Source organism: Sulfurimonas sp. (genome assembly GCF_029027585.1).
Classification (GTDB): domain Bacteria; phylum Campylobacterota; class Campylobacteria; order Campylobacterales; family Sulfurimonadaceae; genus Sulfurimonas.
Window position 1 is genome coordinate 1,770,932 of sequence record NZ_CP093397.1, and the last position, 19,240, is coordinate 1,790,171.

Below are 19,240 nucleotides of genomic sequence, written 5' to 3' on the forward strand. Positions count from 1 at the left end.
AACATTTTGCTACAATAGTAAAAAATAATTAGGTAGTTTTATGAGTGCAAAAATTGTTGTTGTTGAAGATGAAGAAGATTTACTAGAGTTACTAGAATACAATTTTGATAAAGAGGGTTTTGAAGTTATCGGTTTTTTAAATACAAAAACTGTTTCTCAAATCCTTGAAGAAGAAGAGATTGACTTACTCATTATGGATAGAAATTTACCTGGTGTTGAGGGTAGTGAGTTTGTTGCATCTTTGCGTGAAAATGGAATATTGACTCCAGTTATTTATCTTAGTGCAAAAAATAGAGATTCTGATATAGAAGAGGGTTTTTTAAGTGGTGGAGATGACTACTTAACAAAACCTTTTAATATGAAAGAGTTGATTATGAGAGTTAAAGCACTGCTTCGTAGAACTACTAAAAAATACAATGAAGGTAAAATCTCTCATAGAGATTTACTTCTAAACAAAAGCACAAGAGAGTTAAGTGTAGATGGACAAAATGTTGAAATTACAAAACTTGAGTTTGACCTTTTATATGAGTTTATTTTAAATAAAAATAGCGTTCTTGACCGTGATTATCTACTTGAAAATGTATGGGGAGATGGGGAACTTTATCAGTATAAAACTGTAAATGTAGCCATAAATAGACTCAAAGAAAAAATAGACCCGCTAAAAACAAAAGAGTATATACAAACTGTTAGAGGAGTTGGATACCGCCTGTGCTAAAAATTCATCAATTATTTATCTTAAAGTTTCTTCTTCTTTTTGTTGGAACACTTTTTATAACTTCACTCATAAGTTATGTAGCATTAAAATCTATCATCATCGGGCATAACAAAACACATCTTCAAAATGCCATAACTTTGATGGGTATGGAACTACAAGATATAAATAACCTAGATAAATACTCAGCTTTGGTCAATAAAAAAACACAACTTAGAGTAACTATGATAAACCAAGAAGGTAAGGTAATTGCCGAATCAAACCTAGATAAAAAAGATATGGACAATCATGCTTCAAGATATGAAATCATGCAAGCAAATACAGATGACTTTTCACATGTCATAAGATACTCTAAAACTTTAAAAGTTGATTTTTTGTATGTAGCAAAAAAGTTTGATTATAAAGAAAAAAAGATTTATATTAGACTTTCTATGAGTTTAGCTCAGGTTATGAAAGATTTTTATTCACTTTCATCAAAGTTGGCAGTTGTCTTTTTTATCGTGAGTTTGATGGCTTTTTATATCTCAAAAAGGATGAGTGAAAAAATAGTTTATGATATAAAGCAAATCACAAACTTTTTAGATGAGATAAGTAACAAAAATTATAAAGCAATCATAAAAACAAAATACTTTTATGAATTTTTACAAATATCTTTAATGCTTAAAAATCTTGTGAAAAAATTAAGTTCTAGAGAAAAACAAAAAAGAAAATATACAGCAAAACTTAGACTGATGAATAAACAAAGAAATGATATACTTTCTGCCATTTCTCATGAGTTTAAAAATCCTGTCGCTTCCATCATGGGTTATGCTCAAACTTTGCAAGATGACCCAGAAATTTCTCCAAAAATTCGCCAAAAATTTTTAGATAAAATCAACTCAAATGGAGAAAAAATCTCAAAAATGTTAGATAGACTTGCTTTGTCAGTAAAACTTGAAAACAAAGATTTAGACATAAGTTTAAGTGAGTTTGATATGAAAGTTTTATGCGAAGAGGTTGTTTTAAATTTAGGTTCAAAATATAAAGACAGAGAGATAAATCTAAAAGCAGAAAAAACAATAATTCAAGCAGATAAAACTATGATAGAGTTAGCTCTTATAAACATTGTTGATAATGCGTTAAAATATTCGGAGTTAGAAGTAAATGTTTTGTTACAAGATGAACAAATATCAGTACAAGATAAAGGCATCGGCATACAAGAAGAGCATCTAGACAAGATTACAGGTAAATTTTACAGAGTTAAGAAAAATTCTTGGGATAACTCTATGGGCATCGGCTTGGCAATGGTTAGCTATATTTTAAATATGCATAATTCAAAACTAGAGATACAATCTATCTTTTCAAAAGGCTCTATTTTTAGCTTTTCTTTAAAAGAGATGCTAAAAAAATAGCAAAATGCAATATTTTTGCGTTTTTGTTTTTTCTTAGTGTATATTTCTACTATTAATAAGTAGGAATTTATATGCGAAACTTTGAAGCAATCATAGTAAAATTAAAACATCATATTTTAGAACAAAAAAGTAAAAAAGTTTTAGATAAAGAAGTTGCAGATGCTCTAAAACTATCTCAGTCAAATTTTGCGACTCTAAAAAGAAGAAATGTTACCCCATATAGAAATATCCTAGAGTTTTGTGAAAAAGAAAACATCTCTTGTAATGAGATATTTTTTCAAGGTAGTTAAATTATGGCTACTGTCCCTATGGACAATAGTAATAATTTATTTATTCTCCTACTATTACAATATTAAATTATTTTTGGAGAAATATCATGGCAACCAAAATCGCGACTGTAAGCAGTTTAGAAGGTAAATTTTTTGCAAAAGATAAAGATGGAAATGTAGTAGAGCTAAAAAATGGCGATACAATTTCTAAAGATATGACTGTTTTTGGAGATAAAAATAATCCTGCATCTGCAAATATTAAATTTGTTATGAATGATGGTGCTAATGAAATTGTTTTAACTGGAACTCAAGAACAAGCTTTTGATAGTTCTTTAAATGATGAACCAAGCCATGAAAGTGGTTTATCTAAAGAAAGCATAGAAAAAGCACTGATAAAAGAATTGTATGCTCAAGAAGATAAGACAGATACAAAAGAAGAAGATTTAGGTATCTTGGATGAAACAGCAGCTGGTGAAGAACAAGCAAAACAAAATGAAGGTGGAGAAGGTCAGTTTGAAGCAAGAGATGCTGGACAAACTGACATCGTTGCTGGACTTCGTGATGCTAGTTTTGGTGGAACTGATGATGGTGAAAAACCAGATGGTGAGCAAAAAATACCATTAAATGCTGAGTTGAGCATAGATGGGATGACATTAGTTCATGAGGGAGATTCTGCTACTTATACATTGAGTGTTACAGATGCGCCTGTGTCAGATATGCTTGTAAGTGTAAGAGTTTCACACATAGATACTGATAATGGTGATATTGTTGAAGAAACTATTATTGTTACAATACCTGCTAATTCTAAAATAGGAACATTTACAATAGATAATTTTGATAATAATTTTGAAGAAGCAGATGAAGATTATAGTGTTACAATTATTTCTACCGAGGGTGGTGGATATGATGTTCTTACTATTGGTAAAGATAGTGTAACTACAACAATCATAGATGAAACTTCAACTGGAAATCCTGATCCAGAAGATACTACAACAGTAGCCATTACAACAGCAGATGTAAATGAAGATGATAATTTTACAACATTTAATATTGAACTTTCAAACCCACCAAAGACAGGTGTACCTACAACAGTCCAAGTTCAAATAGGAAATACAACTCACAATGTAGTAGTAGACGCTGATGGTAAAGGTAGCTTACAAATAAGCACTAAAGATAGTGATGTTTACAAAGAATCAGATGTTGATATGACAGCAACAGTTACAGGTGTTACTGGTGGAGATTACGAAAAAGTTGTAGTTGGTCAAAGTGCTACTTCTACATTAGAAGATACAGTTGATACTACAACAGTTTCTCTCATCGCAACACAATCAACAAGCGAAGATGCTGGAATCATAATTTATACAGTTTCAATCGATAATAAAGCCAATAATAATGTAGATGTTACACTAAGCGTTGGTGCGAATGGTGAAGTAGCTTCTGCAAATAATCCAGCATTAGTTATCACAATTCCTGCTGGTCAACTAACAGCTAGTACTAATGCCACAGTAAGTAGAGATAACGATGATGGAAGTGGCGAAGATAAGTATCAAGAAACAGACTCTGTATCTGCAAAAATTGTATCTGCAGTAGAAGATAATGCAGGAAGTGTTACAAGCTTAGAAGAATTAGCTATTGATGGTACTCCAGCGGTTACAACTATTGTAGATGATGCTGATGCTATAAGTGTATCTATTACAACAAGTAATATTACAGAAGATGACAACAGTATTACATATAATGTTCAGTTGTCAGCTGCCCCAGACCCAACTACTTATGACAATGCTAATAAACCAACTGTTCAAGTCGAAATAAATGGAACTACTTACAATGTAGAGGTAGATGCTAATGGGAGTGGAGTATTGAATTTTGCCGTTACCCCAGATTCAGATGTTTTAAAAGAAGCAGATACTACGGTTAGTGCGAAAGTGACAGGTGTAACAGGTGGAAACTTTGAAGCAGAAACAGTCGGTCAGACTGCAACGGCAACTATTAAAGATTCTATAGATACAGTATATGCAAGAATTTCTCATAGTGATACATCGGCAGAGGGGGATAGCTTAACTCATACAGTAGAATTATATACAATTGTAAATGGTCAAGAAGTTGCAGTAGAAGTTCCAGCTAATGAGAGTGTGACAATTTCTTTAAACTATGCAAATAATAATCAAGATGCCCTAGAAAACACGGACTTATCGACTAAACAACCAACAGTAACTATTAGTGGTGGAAATAGTAGTGCAGTTATTACAAATGTTTCTTTACACGATAATATCGATGAGCTTGATGAGAGTTATACAATAACTTTAGGTGCAGTTACTCAAAGCCCTTTTGAAAAAGTTGTAACACAGGGTGAAGCTGATGGAACAATTATTGACTATGATAGATTAGTAGTTGAAGATGATAGTAATGACGCTGATGGAGATGGGATATTCAATGTAGCACTTTTTGATGCCACAGACGCTATCTTCATAAGTGATGAAAATAATGGTTCAGTTTATGAAAGTATTACAATTTCAGGAATTCCTTCAGATGCAATTCTAAAAGACCACAATGGAAATCAAGTAGCAGTTGTTAATGGTACAGTTATTCTTACAAATACTCTTGGGGAGATAAGAGCTTTTACAATAACTCCTGCAACTGACAGTAGTGAAAATATATATTTAAGTTATACCGTGACTTCAAATGATGGAGCTACTCAGACTTTTACAGATACTTTTGATCAAACAGTTAGAATCATACCAGATGCTGATCAGCCGATTACTCAAGGTGATAAATCTTATGGTGCTTTAGAGGGTGATTGGATTTCACTTAGTGGGCTTAGCGCAGCGATAGGTGAAACAAATACAAGTAATAATCATGATAATGAAAATTTAGTTACTAAAATTGATGTACAAAACAACATAAAAGTTCAATATAGATGGACTGATGACAATGGAGTTATTCATACTTCTAATAATACAAAAGGTGCTGTCGAAATTCCTCAAAAATATTTAGATACAGTAGAAGTTCAAACTAAAAATGATGATTGGAATGGAACTTTAACATTTAAAATGACAACAGTAGCTACAGATAATGATGAATTAAATAATGGTGAAACAAATATTGATACAGCTACAGAATTAGATACTTTAACTGTAACAGTTTCAGGTAGTGCAGATGCCCCTATTATCAATGTATCTGGTGGAGCAGGACTTGAAGATGCAGGTAGAAATCCAGATACTGGAGTGATTTCAGCAAATGGTGTTGGCGGAATTGCTATCGAACTTGGAGCTTTTACTGATGGTGGAACAGAGAGCATCGAGTTTATAATCTCAGATATTCCTGATGATGCATTTATTTATGACGCAAATGGCACTCTTTTAAATCCTATGGTTAATGGGAATTATGTTGGTACTATTACGGTAGCTTTAGCAGATGCTTCAGGACTTACAGTAGTTCCTCCGCATGATAGCAATGTTGATTTTGATTTAACAGTTGTTGGAAAATCTACTGAAGGTAATTGGGATACTAATATTGGTGGACTTCAAACAAACCTAAGTGCTCCTAAAACTTTAACAATTGCTCTTACTGGTGTTATCGATGCACTAGATGTAGAAGTAAATAATATAGGTGGAGCTGAAGATAGTTGGGTAAGTTTTGGACTTAAGGCATCTTCTGGTGAGGATGTTGCTAGTGACACTTCTGAAAGTATTTATGCAACACTTAAAGGTGTCCCAAAAGGTAGTGAGATTAGAATTGTAGATGCAAATGGTGTTGAGTTACCTTTAACTGATAACTTGACTTTAGCAGGTGTTTATGCTGATGGTTCAACTGATTGGAGAATTGATAACGATGTATTGGCTGCATTAAATAATGGTACTAAAGATTTCCAAATTAAACTAAAAGCTGATTTTAGTGGTGAAATAAAAATAGGCTTAGATGTAACTGCTACTGAAAATGATGGAGATACTACAAGTGTACAAAAAGACTTTATTTTAAATATTGCACCTGTAGTAGATACGGCTGATGGTTCAAATACACAAGAAGTCACTGAAGACACTTGGACTCACTTAGATTTACCTATGGGAACAAATGATAGTAATAGCGAGAGTGTTGTTGAAGGAACAGCAGTACTTTCAGGGATACCAACAGGATTTTCTATAAAAGTTGATGGAGTGCTTCAAGACACAAGTAGTGGATCATTATCATTAACAAATGCAGAGGCTTCATTGGTAACAATTTTAGCTCCAGAGAATTCAAATGTTGATGTAAGTGGTCTTAAGTTTACAAGAGATATTTTAGATGAATCTGTTAAAGATTCTCAACATGATGGAGATGATGAAGTAGCTAGTTCATCAGTAGTTCAATCTATCTCTTTAGATTTAGTAGGAGTTGCTGATGGTTGGACTGATGATGGATTTGAAGTTCAAGATGTAACTTCTGCAGGAAATACAACACTATTAACAAATGTGATTCAAACAAATAATAATATAGATACTGATGGTTCAGAGACTAAATATTACATAGTTGAAAATCAAACAGGAGTTACTGACAATCCAAATTGGAGTATTGAGAATGGTGTTAATCTTGGTGGAGGCAGATGGTTAGTTACAGAAGCTAATTTAAACAATGCTAATATCAAAGTATATAATCACGGTGGTTCTAACGATGATGGTACCGCACAGTTACAAATCTCTCCTGCTGTAAGAGAAAATGATGGTGATGTAAATATTGGTGCTCCAGAAACATTTACACTTAATTATCAAATTGGCAATGCTGGTAATGGTGGAGGCTCTGATATTCCAGTTATAAATGCTAATGATGGTATCGGTGTAGGTACTGAAGATACAGATATAACTAGTTCAGATTTTGATGCAACAACAGTTAATCCTGCACATGCTCTTTCTTATATTGTAACTGATGTTGCAAATGGAAAGTTGAGCGATAATCCAGACTTTTACTCAATCGGTGGTGGACAATATATAACAACAAACAAAGCTGCATTAGATGATATAACTCCAGATGCAAATTATAATGGAGATGTTATTGTAAGCGTAGAAGTTATAGCAGTAAACACCGCAACAGGTGAAGAAGCTAGTGAAAATCATACTATTACTATTGATGTAGCTCCTGTTTTAGATGCGTCTAGTGTTAAGGCTGTTTTAATTGATAATAACGAAACGGATGCAGGTGGAGTTGTAATCCTTAATCTGTCTATTGGTTCATCCGATACAGATGGAAGCGAGAGTTTCTCTGGTAATATCATAATAACTGCTAAAGATGGAGGATTGTTTAGTAATGGGACTGATACAATTACTGTAACTACTCAAGCAGAGCTATCAAATTTAGCATATACTCCACCTGCATATAAGCAGGGTACTTTTGATTTTGACATATCTTATACATGGAACGATGCTGATACAAATGATAATGGTGTTGTAGAAAATGCAACTAGAAACCAATCATTTAGTATAACTTTAGATTCTCATGTAGATACGGTAAGTGTAGCTATTAACCCTACAAGTACAACAGAAGCAGAGGGTACAGATATTCCTTTAGGTCTTAGCTTTACTCAGACAGATAGTGATGGAAGTGAAGCTGCTTCTGTTGTTATCAGTGGTTTACCAGATGGTGTAAAACTAAATGTTGGTACTATGAAAATAGTTGATGATGGAAATGGACAGTCTCATCATGAATTTATCTTAAAAGCTTCAGAAGTTGCTAACGCTAAAATAGTAGCTGATGAGCATTTCTCAGGAGATTTTACATTAACTGCAAAAGCATATAGTTATGATATAAAATCAGGTGAAACAAGTGAGTCAACATTAGAAAGTAAAGCATTTTCAATTACTCCTGTTGCAAGTGGCTTAAGTGTAAATGCTAATGGACATGGTGGTGATGAAGATACAGCGATATCTATAAAACTTGATTTAGTTCTTGAAGATACAGATGTTTACTCTGCTGCTGAGACAGTTAATGTAACATTTAGTGATTTTGTAGCTGGTTCTACATTTACAATCGATGGCACAACTGTAATTGGTGGACTCGTTGGTAGTGACTATGTTATAAATGCTTTAACACCAGCACAAGCAGAGTCTTTATCTATAATACCTCCAAAAGATTATAACGGGAATATGAATGATGTAAGAGTGAGTGTTCAAACAGTTGATGGAACAAGCATACTTGCAACAGGAGTAAGCGATACATTTAATATAGTTGTAGATGCTGTTACAGATGCTGCTACGATAAGTGTAGATGCCACTTTTTCAGATAGGATAGCTGATACAAATACATTTGCTTTAAACATTACAGCAGATGCACCAGATAATCAGTCTTTAAGTATTGTTTTAAATAATGTTAATGGTACTTTAAGTACAGGAGTAGATAATGGAAATGGTCAATGGACACTTACCCAAGCTCAGTTAAACGGACTAACAATCACTCCAAATAGTGATGTGAGTGCTGATTTTGATATAAGCGTTAAAGCAGTTACAGATGGTGGAGTTCAAACACAAGCTACACAGGCGATAACAGTAAATGCGCAAGAAGATGAAGTATTTACTCTAGCAAACAGTGACATAGATGGCTTAGCTGGGCATGATACTTTAACAATTAGTGGTAATGAAGATATTGACTTTAGTAATTTAAACAATACTGTGACAAATATTGAAACTATAAATTTAGAATCAGGAAGTCACGATATAACAATATCTTTAGATGATGTTTTAGATATTACAGGAGGAAGTAACCATTTAGATATTACAGCTATTGCTGATGATGGTGATAGTGTAGTTATTAACGATGCTAATGATAATTGGAACGATGCAACAATTACGGACAATAATAACGGTACTCATTCTTTTGAATATACTAGTACAGTTGGCAATAGTAGTATCACTTTAACAGTTGATGATCAAATAGATACAAATGGTATGTAGTGTCTAGACTACCTAAATCTTAGACTGAATGGTGATTTTAGTAGCTTCAAACATCTCAATAGCTTTTTGAACCATAGGTTCATCTTTGATATCGTTTGAATCTACTTCTTTGCTAGATTCATCAGTAGATGAACAGTTCGTTACACAACTTCCACTTCCCCCAATCTCGGCTTCTTCTATCATGGAAGAGGTTTGAGGTTCAGGTTCACTAACAGTTTCTTTAGTGCATTTATTACCTTTGATTTTTGTATCAAAACCATAAACTTCTTTTACTAGATGCTGTATAGCACCCCAACCATGTTTTAGTGCTTTTTTCCCCTCTTCATCAGGGCAACTTTCCCAAGTGAGTAATTCATTTTCATAAGATATAAATGTGATAGCTTTCTCAAAACAGATACCTAAGTCATTATTTCTATCTTTTATATTTGCGATTAGTTCATCAAATTTTTGATTTGCTTGAGGTGTGATTACTTCTGCTTGTATTTCTTTTTCAACTTTTGGTATTTCTGTAATTATTTTGGCTGTTTCTTGTGGTTTGACAATCTCTTGAGGTCTTTGAATCTCTTTTTGTAAAGACTCTATCATTTGGTCCACTTCTTTTATACGAAGAGCTTCAATCATCTTAAAAAATATCATAGAAAGTACAAAAGAACCGTCAGCATTTATGGAAAATAGATATTTTGAATCGCTTAAAATTCTGAAAAATCTATCTAAAACAAGAGTAGAAAAAAGTGCATCTTGGTTATACATACGCTCTTTTAGATAAGCAATTAGTTCATCTACAACCATCTCAGCTTCATAGTCTTCAAGTACTTTTGTATAAGTTACAAGTTGCCCGTAGTCTTTTGCAAAGACAGCGCTAAATAAATCAGCGATAAATTTAGGGTCAACAAGACCTAACATATCCGTAACTGTATTAACATCAACATGATTTTTTGAGTAGATGATGGCTTGGTCTAAAAGTGTTAGAGTATCTCTAAGACTTCCACTTCCACTTCTTGCTAAAATCTCTAAAGCATCTGTTTCATAACCAATCTCTTCAAGGTTTAGTATGTGAGCTAAATGGTCTATAACCTTATTTGTTGCGATGCGTTTAAATCTAAAGTGTTGAGTACGACTAAGTATGGTTGCTGGGAGTTTTAAAGGGTCTGTTGTTGCTAAGATGAACTTTACATATTCTGGGGGTTCTTCAAGCGTTTTTAAAAGAGCATTAAAAGCAGGAGTACTTAACATATGAACTTCATCGATAATGATTACTTTAAATCTTGCACTATTTGGTTTGTATTTTGTTTGTTCAACAAGACTTTTTATATCATCTATTCCACGATTTGAAGCCGCATCCATTTCTATGATATCAATGTGACGGTTTTGTAGTGCAGAGATGCAGTTTGAACATTTCCCGCATGGTTGATGACTTATACCTTCTTCACAAATAAGAGCCTTAGCAAAGATACGAGCAGTTGATGTTTTTCCACTTCCTCTTAGACCTGAAAAAAGGTAAGCGTGAGAGAGTCTGTTTGAATCAAGTGCTAAAGATAAGGTCTGCGATATTGTTTCTTGACCGATTAGTTCATCAAAGGTAGATGGACGATATTTTCTTGCTAATACTTCTGAAGATGCTTTCACTAATAACTCCAAATTAAATTAAAAATATTCTATCATTTAAAGAGTTAAGATTTTATTTATTGAGCCATTTCTTTGCAATGTTTTTTAAAGCATCTGTATTTTCAGAAGAGAAAAAATTTACTTTTGTCTTTTTATATTTTTTAGAAAACTCAAATTTATCTTCAAGATATTCAACGATTGCATCTCCAGAATGAATAAGTATGCTATCATCATCAAAATAATTTTTGATTGCTTTTGATATAAGAGGAAAATGAGTACAACCTAAGATGATGGCATCTGGTTTTTTAAGGTTTTTGAAGTAGTGTTTTAAAGTAGCATCTAAAACTTCACCCTCATAAATTTCTTCTTCAACAAGTGGAACAAATAGTCCTGTCGCTTTTGACTCTATATTTTTAAATTCTTTATTTGTTAAACCTATTTCATAAGCTTTTGAGTTTATAGTTGCGTTTGTTCCTAAAACTAAAATATTTGCATTTTTGTCATCAAGTGCATTTGCTGTGGCTAAGATGCCAGCTTCAACCACACCGATAACAGGACAGCTAGAATGCTCTCTCATCTCATCTAATGCGTGAGCACTTACAGAGTTACAAGCGACTATGATAAGGTCTATCTCAAAATCTTTGAAAAATTCAACTGCTTCAATAGCGTAACGAATTATGGTGCTTTTATCTTTAATGCCATAAGGAACACGAGCAGTATCTCCGAAGTAGATTATTTCCTCAAAGAGTTCATGTTTTAAAAGTGATTTAACAACAGTTAATCCACCAATTCCACTATCAAAGACACCAACTTTCACGAGTTTGTATTCATACTTTCTAAAAATTCTTCATTAGTTTCTTTTTTACCCATAGTTGTATAGATAAATTTTAAAGCTTCAACTTCATTATCTTGCTTATGTAGCATCTGACGAAGGATAAATACTTTTTGTAAATTTTCTTTACCAAGAAGAAGCTCATCTTTACGAGTTCCAGATTTAAGAATGTCGATAGCTGGAAAGATTCTTCTGTCTGCGATTTTTCTATCAAGAACAACTTCCATATTTCCTGTACCTTTGAACTCTTCAAAGATAACTTCATCCATTCTACTTCCTGTATCTATAAGAGCAGTAGCGATAATAGTTAAACTTCCTCCATTTTCTATGTTTCTAGCAGCACCAAAAAAGCGTTTTGGTTTATGAAGAGCATTTGCATCTACACCACCTGAAAGAACTTTACCACTTGATGGAGTTACTGTATTGTAAGCACGAGCTAGACGAGTTATAGAGTCAAGAAGTATTACTACATCTTTTCCAAGTTCAACGCGTCTTTTTGCTTTTTCTATAACCATCTCGGCTACTTTCACATGGTTTTTTGCAGGCATATCAAAAGTAGAACTATAAACTTCACCTTTAACACTTCTCTCCATATCTGTAACCTCTTCAGGTCGTTCATCAACAAGTAAAACCATCATGTCTATGTCTGGATGATTTTTACTAATTCCATGAGCGATTTCTTTTAAAAGTTCAGTTTTACCACTTCTTGGAGGTGCAACAATTAAACCCCGTTGTCCTTTTCCGATAGGAGAAAATAGGTCTAACATACGACCTGTCAAACCTTTTTCTCTATACTCTAGTTTTATTTGGTCTTCTGGATAAAGTGGTGTTAAGTTTTCAAAAAGAGGTCTTTTTTTACTCTCTTCTGGAGGAAGGCTATTTACTGCTTCTATCTTGATAAGTGCGTAGTAACGCTCTTGGTCTTTTGGAGGGCGAACTTGTCCAGTTACAACATCACCATTTCTAAGTGCAAATCTTTTTATTTGTGTATTTGACACATAAGCATCATTGATACTTTCATTAAAACTTTTATCAATCGAACGGATAAATCCATACCCATCTTGCATGATTTCTAAGATTCCACTAAAGAGTATAAACCCACCTTGTTCTGTCTGAGCTTTTAGAATTTCAAAAATTATATCTTGTCTTTTTAACTCATTTGGGTGTTCAACTTTTAGATCAACTGCGATAACTGTTAGCTCTTCAGTACTTTTAGTACGAAGGTCTTCAACACTAGCACCTTTTACAGGTTTATGAGTTCTTGTTTTTGAGTTGTTTCTGTTATTTGGGCTTTTTGAGTTGTTGTTTCTGCGGGGTTGTTGTGAATTGTTTTCACTCATGTAGTAGGTACCTTAGTTTTAATTGAGATTTTCTATGCAAGATTTTCTATTGTAAGTTTTAATGGTGTAATTTTACAATAATAGACTAGATAAAGTCAAGTTTGTGATTTATTATTCAATGTCATCAAGTGCTTTAAAGAGTAAATCTGACATGCTTTTCCTCTCATCGCTCTTTATATGAGCAAATATTGCTTCTTCAAGCTCTATTACATCAGCTAAAGATTTTTCTAAAATATCGTTACCACTTGGAGTTAACTGAACAAGCTTACTCCTTTTATCTTCTTCATTATCCAGTCTTTTAATGAACCCTTTTTTTTCTAATTTTTTTAATACCTTAGTCATTCCTCCTGAAGAGAAAAGTAATCTTTCATATAGTTTTGTCGGAGTAAGTGTATATTTTTCATCATGAGCAGAATAAAGAGATGCAAGAACATCTATTTGACTATTAGATAGATTGTATTTTTTGTCCAATAAGTTTCCAATTTTTGCAAAAAGCTTTTGAGAGAGCATAAATAAAGGAAGAGTCACATATCCTATATCGCTATTAGAACATATATGACCATCTTTTTTGTTGTCAAGATGTAATTTTAATTCGTTAGCATTCATAAATAGAAGTATAATCATATTCTGCTTATAAGTAAATATAGCATATTAGAAAGACATATTTAAGAAAAAGTATGTTATCTTTCCAGCAAGACAAATGGGAAGGGTAGAAATTATGAAATATATGCTGTTGGCAATCGTACTGTTTTTAAATATGCAAGCAAGTGAAACTAAAGGTGCTCAACCACCATCTTTAGTAAAAACTGTAAAAGTTAAAGAGGGTTACGCAAACTCTCTTCAAAATTATGTAGGAACTCTTTACTACGATAGAAATTCAGAGCTTGCTTCTGAGAGTTCAGGTGTAGTGAGTAAACTTTATGCAAAAGAAGGACAAAGAGTAAAAAGAGGAAATATTCTTTTAAAACTAGAGAGTTCTATTTTAGAAGCTAAGCTAAAAGCAAAACAAGCAATTTTAAACTCTTTTTTAGCACAACAAACCAAACAACAAAAAGATTTAAAGCGGGCAGAAGTCCTTATAAATAAAAAGAGTATCGCACAGAGTAGTTACGATAATACTTACTATACATTAGAAGCACTAAACGCAGAGATTGAGTCACATAAAGCAGAACTTCTTGCTATGAAAATAGAACTTCAAAAAAAGAGTATAAGAGCACCTTTTAATGGGATAGTTGTAAAAAGAGAGGTGGATATAGGTGAATGGGTTGCTGTTGGAAGTAGTGTATTTAATATAATAGACCCAAAAAGTATAGAAGCAAGAATAAATGTTCCTAGTAGATTTTTAAAGACCCTATCAAAAGGACAAAAACTGCAAGCTAAAATAGAGAAAAAAGAGTTAGAAGTAAGTGTTAAAAGTATAGTCCCCTTAGCTGATAAATCTAGTCGTAGTTTTCCTGTAAAACTTTCATTTAACTCTCAAAAAAATCTTATAGAGGGAATGAGAATAGATGTAAAAGTACCTACTCTAAAAAAAGAAAAAGTTCTTCTTGTCCCCCGCGATGCTGTAATCAAGCGTTTTGGAAATTTTGTAGTATTTGTCGTTGTAGATTCTAAAGCTACGATGATTCCAGTAAGTGTAATTAACTATACTAACAATGAAGCTGCTATTTCAGCACAAGGTTTAAAAGTAGGAATGAGCGTAGTTATAAAAGGAAATGAAAGAATTTTTCCAAATATGCCCGTTGTTGAGAAGGCAAATTAATGAACTTCATTGATATATCTATAAAAAAACCAGTTAGTGTTTTTGTTGGTATAATATTGATTCTTATGTTTGGTATGGTGGCTTTAAGCCAATTACCTTATAAGCTTACTCCAAATGTAATCGAGCCTGAGATAGGTGTTGTAACCATTTGGCCGGGAGCTACTCCGAGTGAAATAGAGCGTGATATAGTTGAAAAACAAGAAGAACAGTTAAAATCTACTCCTGGGCTTGTCAACTATGAAGCCACAGCATCTGATAATCTTTCAGAAATAACTCTGACTTTTGAAGTTGGAACTGATATGAATAAGGCTCTTCTTGAGGTATCTAATAAACTAAACCAAGTTGATAGCTATCCTGAGAATGTCCAAAAGCCAATTATCCAGTCTGCCGGATCAAACGCATCTCCTACAATTTGGATGGGATTTGTTGTAAATGAAGGTAATGATAGAGATGTTGATACATATCTTACCTACTTAGACAATGAAGTAAAAGAGAAGTTTGAGCGAGTAAATGGAGTAGCTAGCATATTTATACCAGGTGGTACAAAAGACCAACTTCATATAAAACTTTTTCCACAAAGACTAGCTGCTCATGGACTTACAATCGACTCTGTTGCCTTAGCTATTCAAAATGAAAATGTAGATACTGCCGCTGGAACGGTAGATATTGATAGGCGTACATATCGTGTAAGAGTATCAGCTAGATTTACCTCAATTCAAGATTTGGAGCAAATGGTTCTATTTAATGATGGACAGAAAAGTATCCGCCTTGGCGATGTGGCTGAAATATCAAAAGGTTATGAAAAAGTTGTAGCAAATATTTTAGTATCAAATGGAGATAAATTAAGTAAAGCACTAATATATGGTGTTAGAATGGAGCCATCTGCTAATGTTGTAGCTACTACAAACAGAGTTGAAAAAGTGATGGAAAATCTAAATGCAAATGTACTCCCAGAGCATAATATTCACTTAGAGTGGTATTATGATCAAAGAGGATATATTCAGGGTGCAATAGATTTAGTTCAGCAAAATATTGCAGTTGGAGCAGTGTTAGCAATTATAATTTTATTACTATTTTTACGCTCATTTTTACCAACTGCAGTTGTATCAGCATCTATTCCTATTAGTATTGTTGCTACATTTATTGTTTTAAATGTAATGGATAGAAGTTTAAATACTATCTCATTAGCAGGTATTTCATTTGCTGTTGGTATGTTACTTGATAGTGCTATTGTTGTTTTAGAAAACATTGATAGACATCTTAAGATGGGTAAAAAACCATTTGATGCAGCGCATGATGGTACAGTTGAAGTTTGGGGTGCTCTTGTAGCATCTGCATTAACAACTATTGCGGTTTTCTTGCCTGTAATATTTTTAGAATCAGAAGCTGGACAGCTCTTTAAAGATATTGCTATTGCAGTAACAGCAGCTATTACATTTTCTCTTTTTGTATCTGTATCAGTTATTCCGATGTTTTGGACACAGCTTATAAAGATGAGTTCAACTGACCATGAAAAAGAGCATGAAGTTACTAAAAAACCAGATTCATTTTTAATTCGCATTGCTAAAAAAGTAGCTGCACTATTTATGTCTGGAGTCACATGGAGTCTAGAAAGAAGAATAAATCAGTTTATAACTATTATTTTTATGGGTAGCATCTCTGTTGCAACAATAGTTCTACTTTTTCCAAAGATGGAGTACCTTCCACAAGGAAATCAAAATCTAATAATGAATATTTTAATTCCGCCTCCGGGACTCTCAGAAAATGAGAAAAAAGAGATAGGGGTTAAGATATATGAACATATGAAGCCTCACTATGAAGAAGAGGTAGATAGTATTCCTCCTATAAAAAATAGTTTCTATGTCTCATATGGGGATCTAATTATTCAAGGTATGATTTCAGATGAAGAGAGTCGTGCAACAGAATATATTCCATTTATGATGCCCGTTGTAAACAGCTTCCCAGGGGTATTTGGTATTTCGCTTCAAAGTGGCGTATTTGAGCAAGGGATAGGTGAGGGCAGAAATATCGACATCGATATTAGTGGTCAAAATATGTCTAAACTAACTCAAATAGGTGGAATGCTTTTTGGTGCAATCTCTGGAGGAATAAAAGGTGCTCAAATTCGTCCTGTTCCATCTATTGAACTTCTATTTCCAGAAGCTTTAATAATTCCAGATCGTAATGCTTTAGCAAATGTTGGTATGAGTAGTAGAAGTTTTGGGTTTGCAGCAGATGTACTTCTTGATGGACGAAAAATCAGTGAGTATACTCAAGATGGAGAGAAATCTATAGATATGATTTTAAAATCACACGATAGTATGATTAACTCACCTGAAGCACTCTATTTAACTCAGGTTACAACGCCAAAAGCTGGTCTTGTTCCTATGTCTGAACTCTCTCAAATGAAACATACGACTAGTATTACAAAGATTCGTCATGTTGATGGTAAAAGAACTATTACACTTCAAGTTACACCACCAAGTACAATGACTCTTCAAGAGAGTGTGGAAAAGTTGGAAGTAATTATAAAAAATGCTATCCCTCCAAATATGCTTGAGGATTCAACTAAGGTAAAACTAGCAGGAAAAGCGGATAAACTTGCTCAAACCATAGAGTCTATGAAGTGGAACTTGGTATTTGCACTGGTAATTATATATCTATTGATGAGTGCCTTGTTTGGGAATTTCATTTATCCCTTAGTGATTCTTTTTACAGTGCCAATGGCAACTGCTGGTGGCTTTGTAGGTCTTAAACTTACAAATATGTTTGTAGCACCACAACCGCTTGATGTACTGACTATGTTAGGATTTATTATTCTTATTGGGATTGTTGTAAATAACGCTATTTTGATAGTGCATCAAGCCTTAAATAATATGCGTCATAACGCAATGGAACCAAAAGAAGCGATTATTGAAGCTACTCGTTCACGACTTAGACCCATCTTTATGAGTTCTTTGACTTCTGTATTTGGTATGTTACCACTTGTTTTAGTCCCTGGTCCAGGTTCTGAATTTTATAGAGGTTTAGGTTCAGTAATCACAGGGGGACTTGCACTTTCAATGTTATTTACTATTTTAGTAACACCAGCACTTATGTACTTGATGATAAGTTTGACAAGTAAAAAAGAGAAGGAGATAAAATGAGAATCATTTTAATTTTTGTATCATCATATATGGCACTGTTTGGATTGACTCTATCCCAATCAATTGAGTTGGCTTTAAGCAATTCTCCTAAAATTTTAATTTCTAAAAGTAATGTAAAGTATAGCCAGTATATAAAAGATGAAGCGACAGGTGCTTACCATCCAACGCTTGAAGCAGGATTTGCTTGGCAGGAACTTGAGAACCCTACGGCATTTACATTTAGTCCGAGTCATAACTATAACCTGAGTTTAAAGTACAACCTTTTTAATGGTTTTTCTGATTACTCTACTGTTAGCTCTAAAGACTCTGAACTAAAATCTGCAAAGCTTGAAAGTAAGGCTATTATTTCAGATTTAAAGTTAGCCGTTACTCTAGCATATACTTCTTACCTAAAAGCAAGAAAACTCATTAAATCTCAAGAAGAGCAGTTAGCATCTTTAACTAAACAATACGATGATACAAATGTAAGATATGAGCAGGGTATAGTTGCTAAAAATGATTTGCTTTTAATCGATGTTGAAAAATTAAAAGCAGAACAAGCGTTTATAAAAGCTAAAAGTGACCTTATCGTTGCTAAGAGTAATCTTGAAAATATTATAGCGGTAACTCTAGATAAAAATGAAACCATTGATGACTTTGATGCTAGTGTAAATGAAATTCAAGAGATAGTTGATTTAGAATCTCAAATGATGCAAAACCGTAGTGAGATAAAAGCTATGACTTTTAAAAGTAAATCACTTGTTTTTCAAAGAGATGCGATAACAGGAAATTATCTTCCAAAAGTAAATTTAGAAGCTTCCCACCAAATAAATGATCAAGAGAGAATCTCAGGAACAACTATTTTTCAACCAAAAGAGCAGACAACTTATGGTGTGAATGTAACTTGGAGCTTATACTCAGGAATGAGAAATTTAGCTATGAAAAAAGCTTTGTTAGAAAAACATAATCAACAAAATTTACAACTTCATCAACTAAAGTTAGATTTGAAAAATCAACTAAGACAAGCATATGAAGGTTTTAAAGTTGCTAAGAGTGCCAAGAATGTTGCATCTCGTGCAAAAGAGAGTGCAAAAGAGAACTACCGTATTACAGCAGATAGGTATTCTCAAGGAGATGTAGATACACTTACTCTATTGGTATCTCAGTCAAACTTAACACAGGCAGTAAATGCAAATAACGATGCCTACTATGACTTATTTGTAGCGTATAAAACTTTACAAAGAATAATTTCGGAGTAGGTTACTGCTCATCTGATTTTAAATTAGA

11 protein-coding genes are annotated in these 19,240 nt (G+C 33.3%); 7 read left to right on the top strand and 4 right to left on the bottom strand.

Annotation, left to right across the window (positions count from 1 at the left end; translation table 11 throughout):
• The first annotated feature begins 40 nt into the window (after window positions 1-40).
• The 4 genes from MOV50_RS09225 to MOV50_RS09240 all read left to right on the top strand — a co-directional run bounded on the left by MOV50_RS09225 (window position 41) and on the right by MOV50_RS09240 (window position 9,289).
• Entirely contained in the window at window positions 41-715 is a 675-nt protein-coding gene (locus MOV50_RS09225) for a response regulator transcription factor (RefSeq protein ID WP_321777615.1), read from the top strand.
• Complete coding sequence (locus MOV50_RS09230; RefSeq protein ID WP_321777616.1) at window positions 709-2,103, top strand: HAMP domain-containing sensor histidine kinase; 1,395 nt, start codon at window positions 709-711, stop codon at window positions 2,101-2,103. The genes MOV50_RS09225 and MOV50_RS09230 overlap by 7 nt, the downstream gene beginning before the upstream one ends.
• Before the next feature lie 71 nt (window positions 2,104-2,174).
• A complete protein-coding gene (locus MOV50_RS09235; protein ID WP_321777617.1) occupies window positions 2,175-2,393 on the top strand; it encodes a hypothetical protein in 219 nt (72 codons plus the stop codon).
• 86 nt (window positions 2,394-2,479) lie between these two features.
• The gene (locus MOV50_RS09240; protein WP_321777618.1) at window positions 2,480-9,289 is read left to right on the top strand and encodes an immunoglobulin-like domain-containing protein; all 6,810 of its coding nucleotides are present in this window, start codon (window positions 2,480-2,482) and stop codon (window positions 9,287-9,289) included.
• A gap of 12 nt (window positions 9,290-9,301) precedes the next feature.
• On the opposite strand, the gene MOV50_RS09245 is transcribed toward MOV50_RS09240, so the two are convergent.
• The 4 genes from MOV50_RS09245 to MOV50_RS09260 all read right to left on the bottom strand — a co-directional run bounded on the left by MOV50_RS09245 (window position 9,302) and on the right by MOV50_RS09260 (window position 13,672).
• Window positions 9,302-10,915 carry a DNA polymerase III subunit gamma/tau gene (locus MOV50_RS09245; RefSeq protein ID WP_321777619.1) on the bottom strand — a complete coding sequence of 538 codons (1,614 nt, stop codon included), beginning with the start codon at window positions 10,913-10,915 and terminating at the stop codon, window positions 9,302-9,304.
• Window positions 10,916-10,967: 52 nt separating this feature from the next.
• Window positions 10,968-11,711 carry a glutamate racemase gene (murI, locus tag MOV50_RS09250; RefSeq protein ID WP_321777620.1) on the bottom strand — a complete coding sequence of 248 codons (744 nt, stop codon included), beginning with the start codon at window positions 11,709-11,711 and terminating at the stop codon, window positions 10,968-10,970.
• Window positions 11,708-13,066, bottom strand: a complete 1,359-nt coding sequence (gene rho, locus MOV50_RS09255) for a transcription termination factor Rho (RefSeq protein WP_321777621.1) — start codon at window positions 13,064-13,066, stop codon at window positions 11,708-11,710. The genes murI and rho overlap by 4 nt, the downstream gene beginning before the upstream one ends.
• 111 nt (window positions 13,067-13,177) lie before the next feature.
• Window positions 13,178-13,672, bottom strand: a complete 495-nt coding sequence (locus MOV50_RS09260; protein WP_321777622.1) for a MarR family transcriptional regulator — start codon at window positions 13,670-13,672, stop codon at window positions 13,178-13,180.
• Window positions 13,673-13,784: 112 nt separating this feature from the next.
• Between MOV50_RS09260 and MOV50_RS09265 the strand changes: the two genes are divergently transcribed.
• From MOV50_RS09265 to MOV50_RS09275, 3 genes are read left to right on the top strand one after another with little or no spacing between them, the layout of a single operon-like run.
• Window positions 13,785-14,828, top strand: coding sequence for an efflux RND transporter periplasmic adaptor subunit (locus MOV50_RS09265; protein WP_321777623.1), 1,044 nt, complete (start codon window positions 13,785-13,787; stop codon window positions 14,826-14,828).
• On the top strand, window positions 14,828-17,974 hold the full coding sequence (locus MOV50_RS09270) for an efflux RND transporter permease subunit (protein WP_321777624.1): 3,147 nt from the start codon (window positions 14,828-14,830) through the stop codon (window positions 17,972-17,974). Before MOV50_RS09265 ends, MOV50_RS09270 begins: the two co-directional genes overlap by 1 nt.
• Window positions 17,971-19,212: a TolC family protein gene (locus MOV50_RS09275; RefSeq protein WP_321777625.1), complete on the top strand. Its 1,242-nt coding sequence runs from the start codon at window positions 17,971-17,973 to the stop codon at window positions 19,210-19,212. Before MOV50_RS09270 ends, MOV50_RS09275 begins: the two co-directional genes overlap by 4 nt.
• Window positions 19,213-19,240 lie beyond the last annotated feature (28 nt).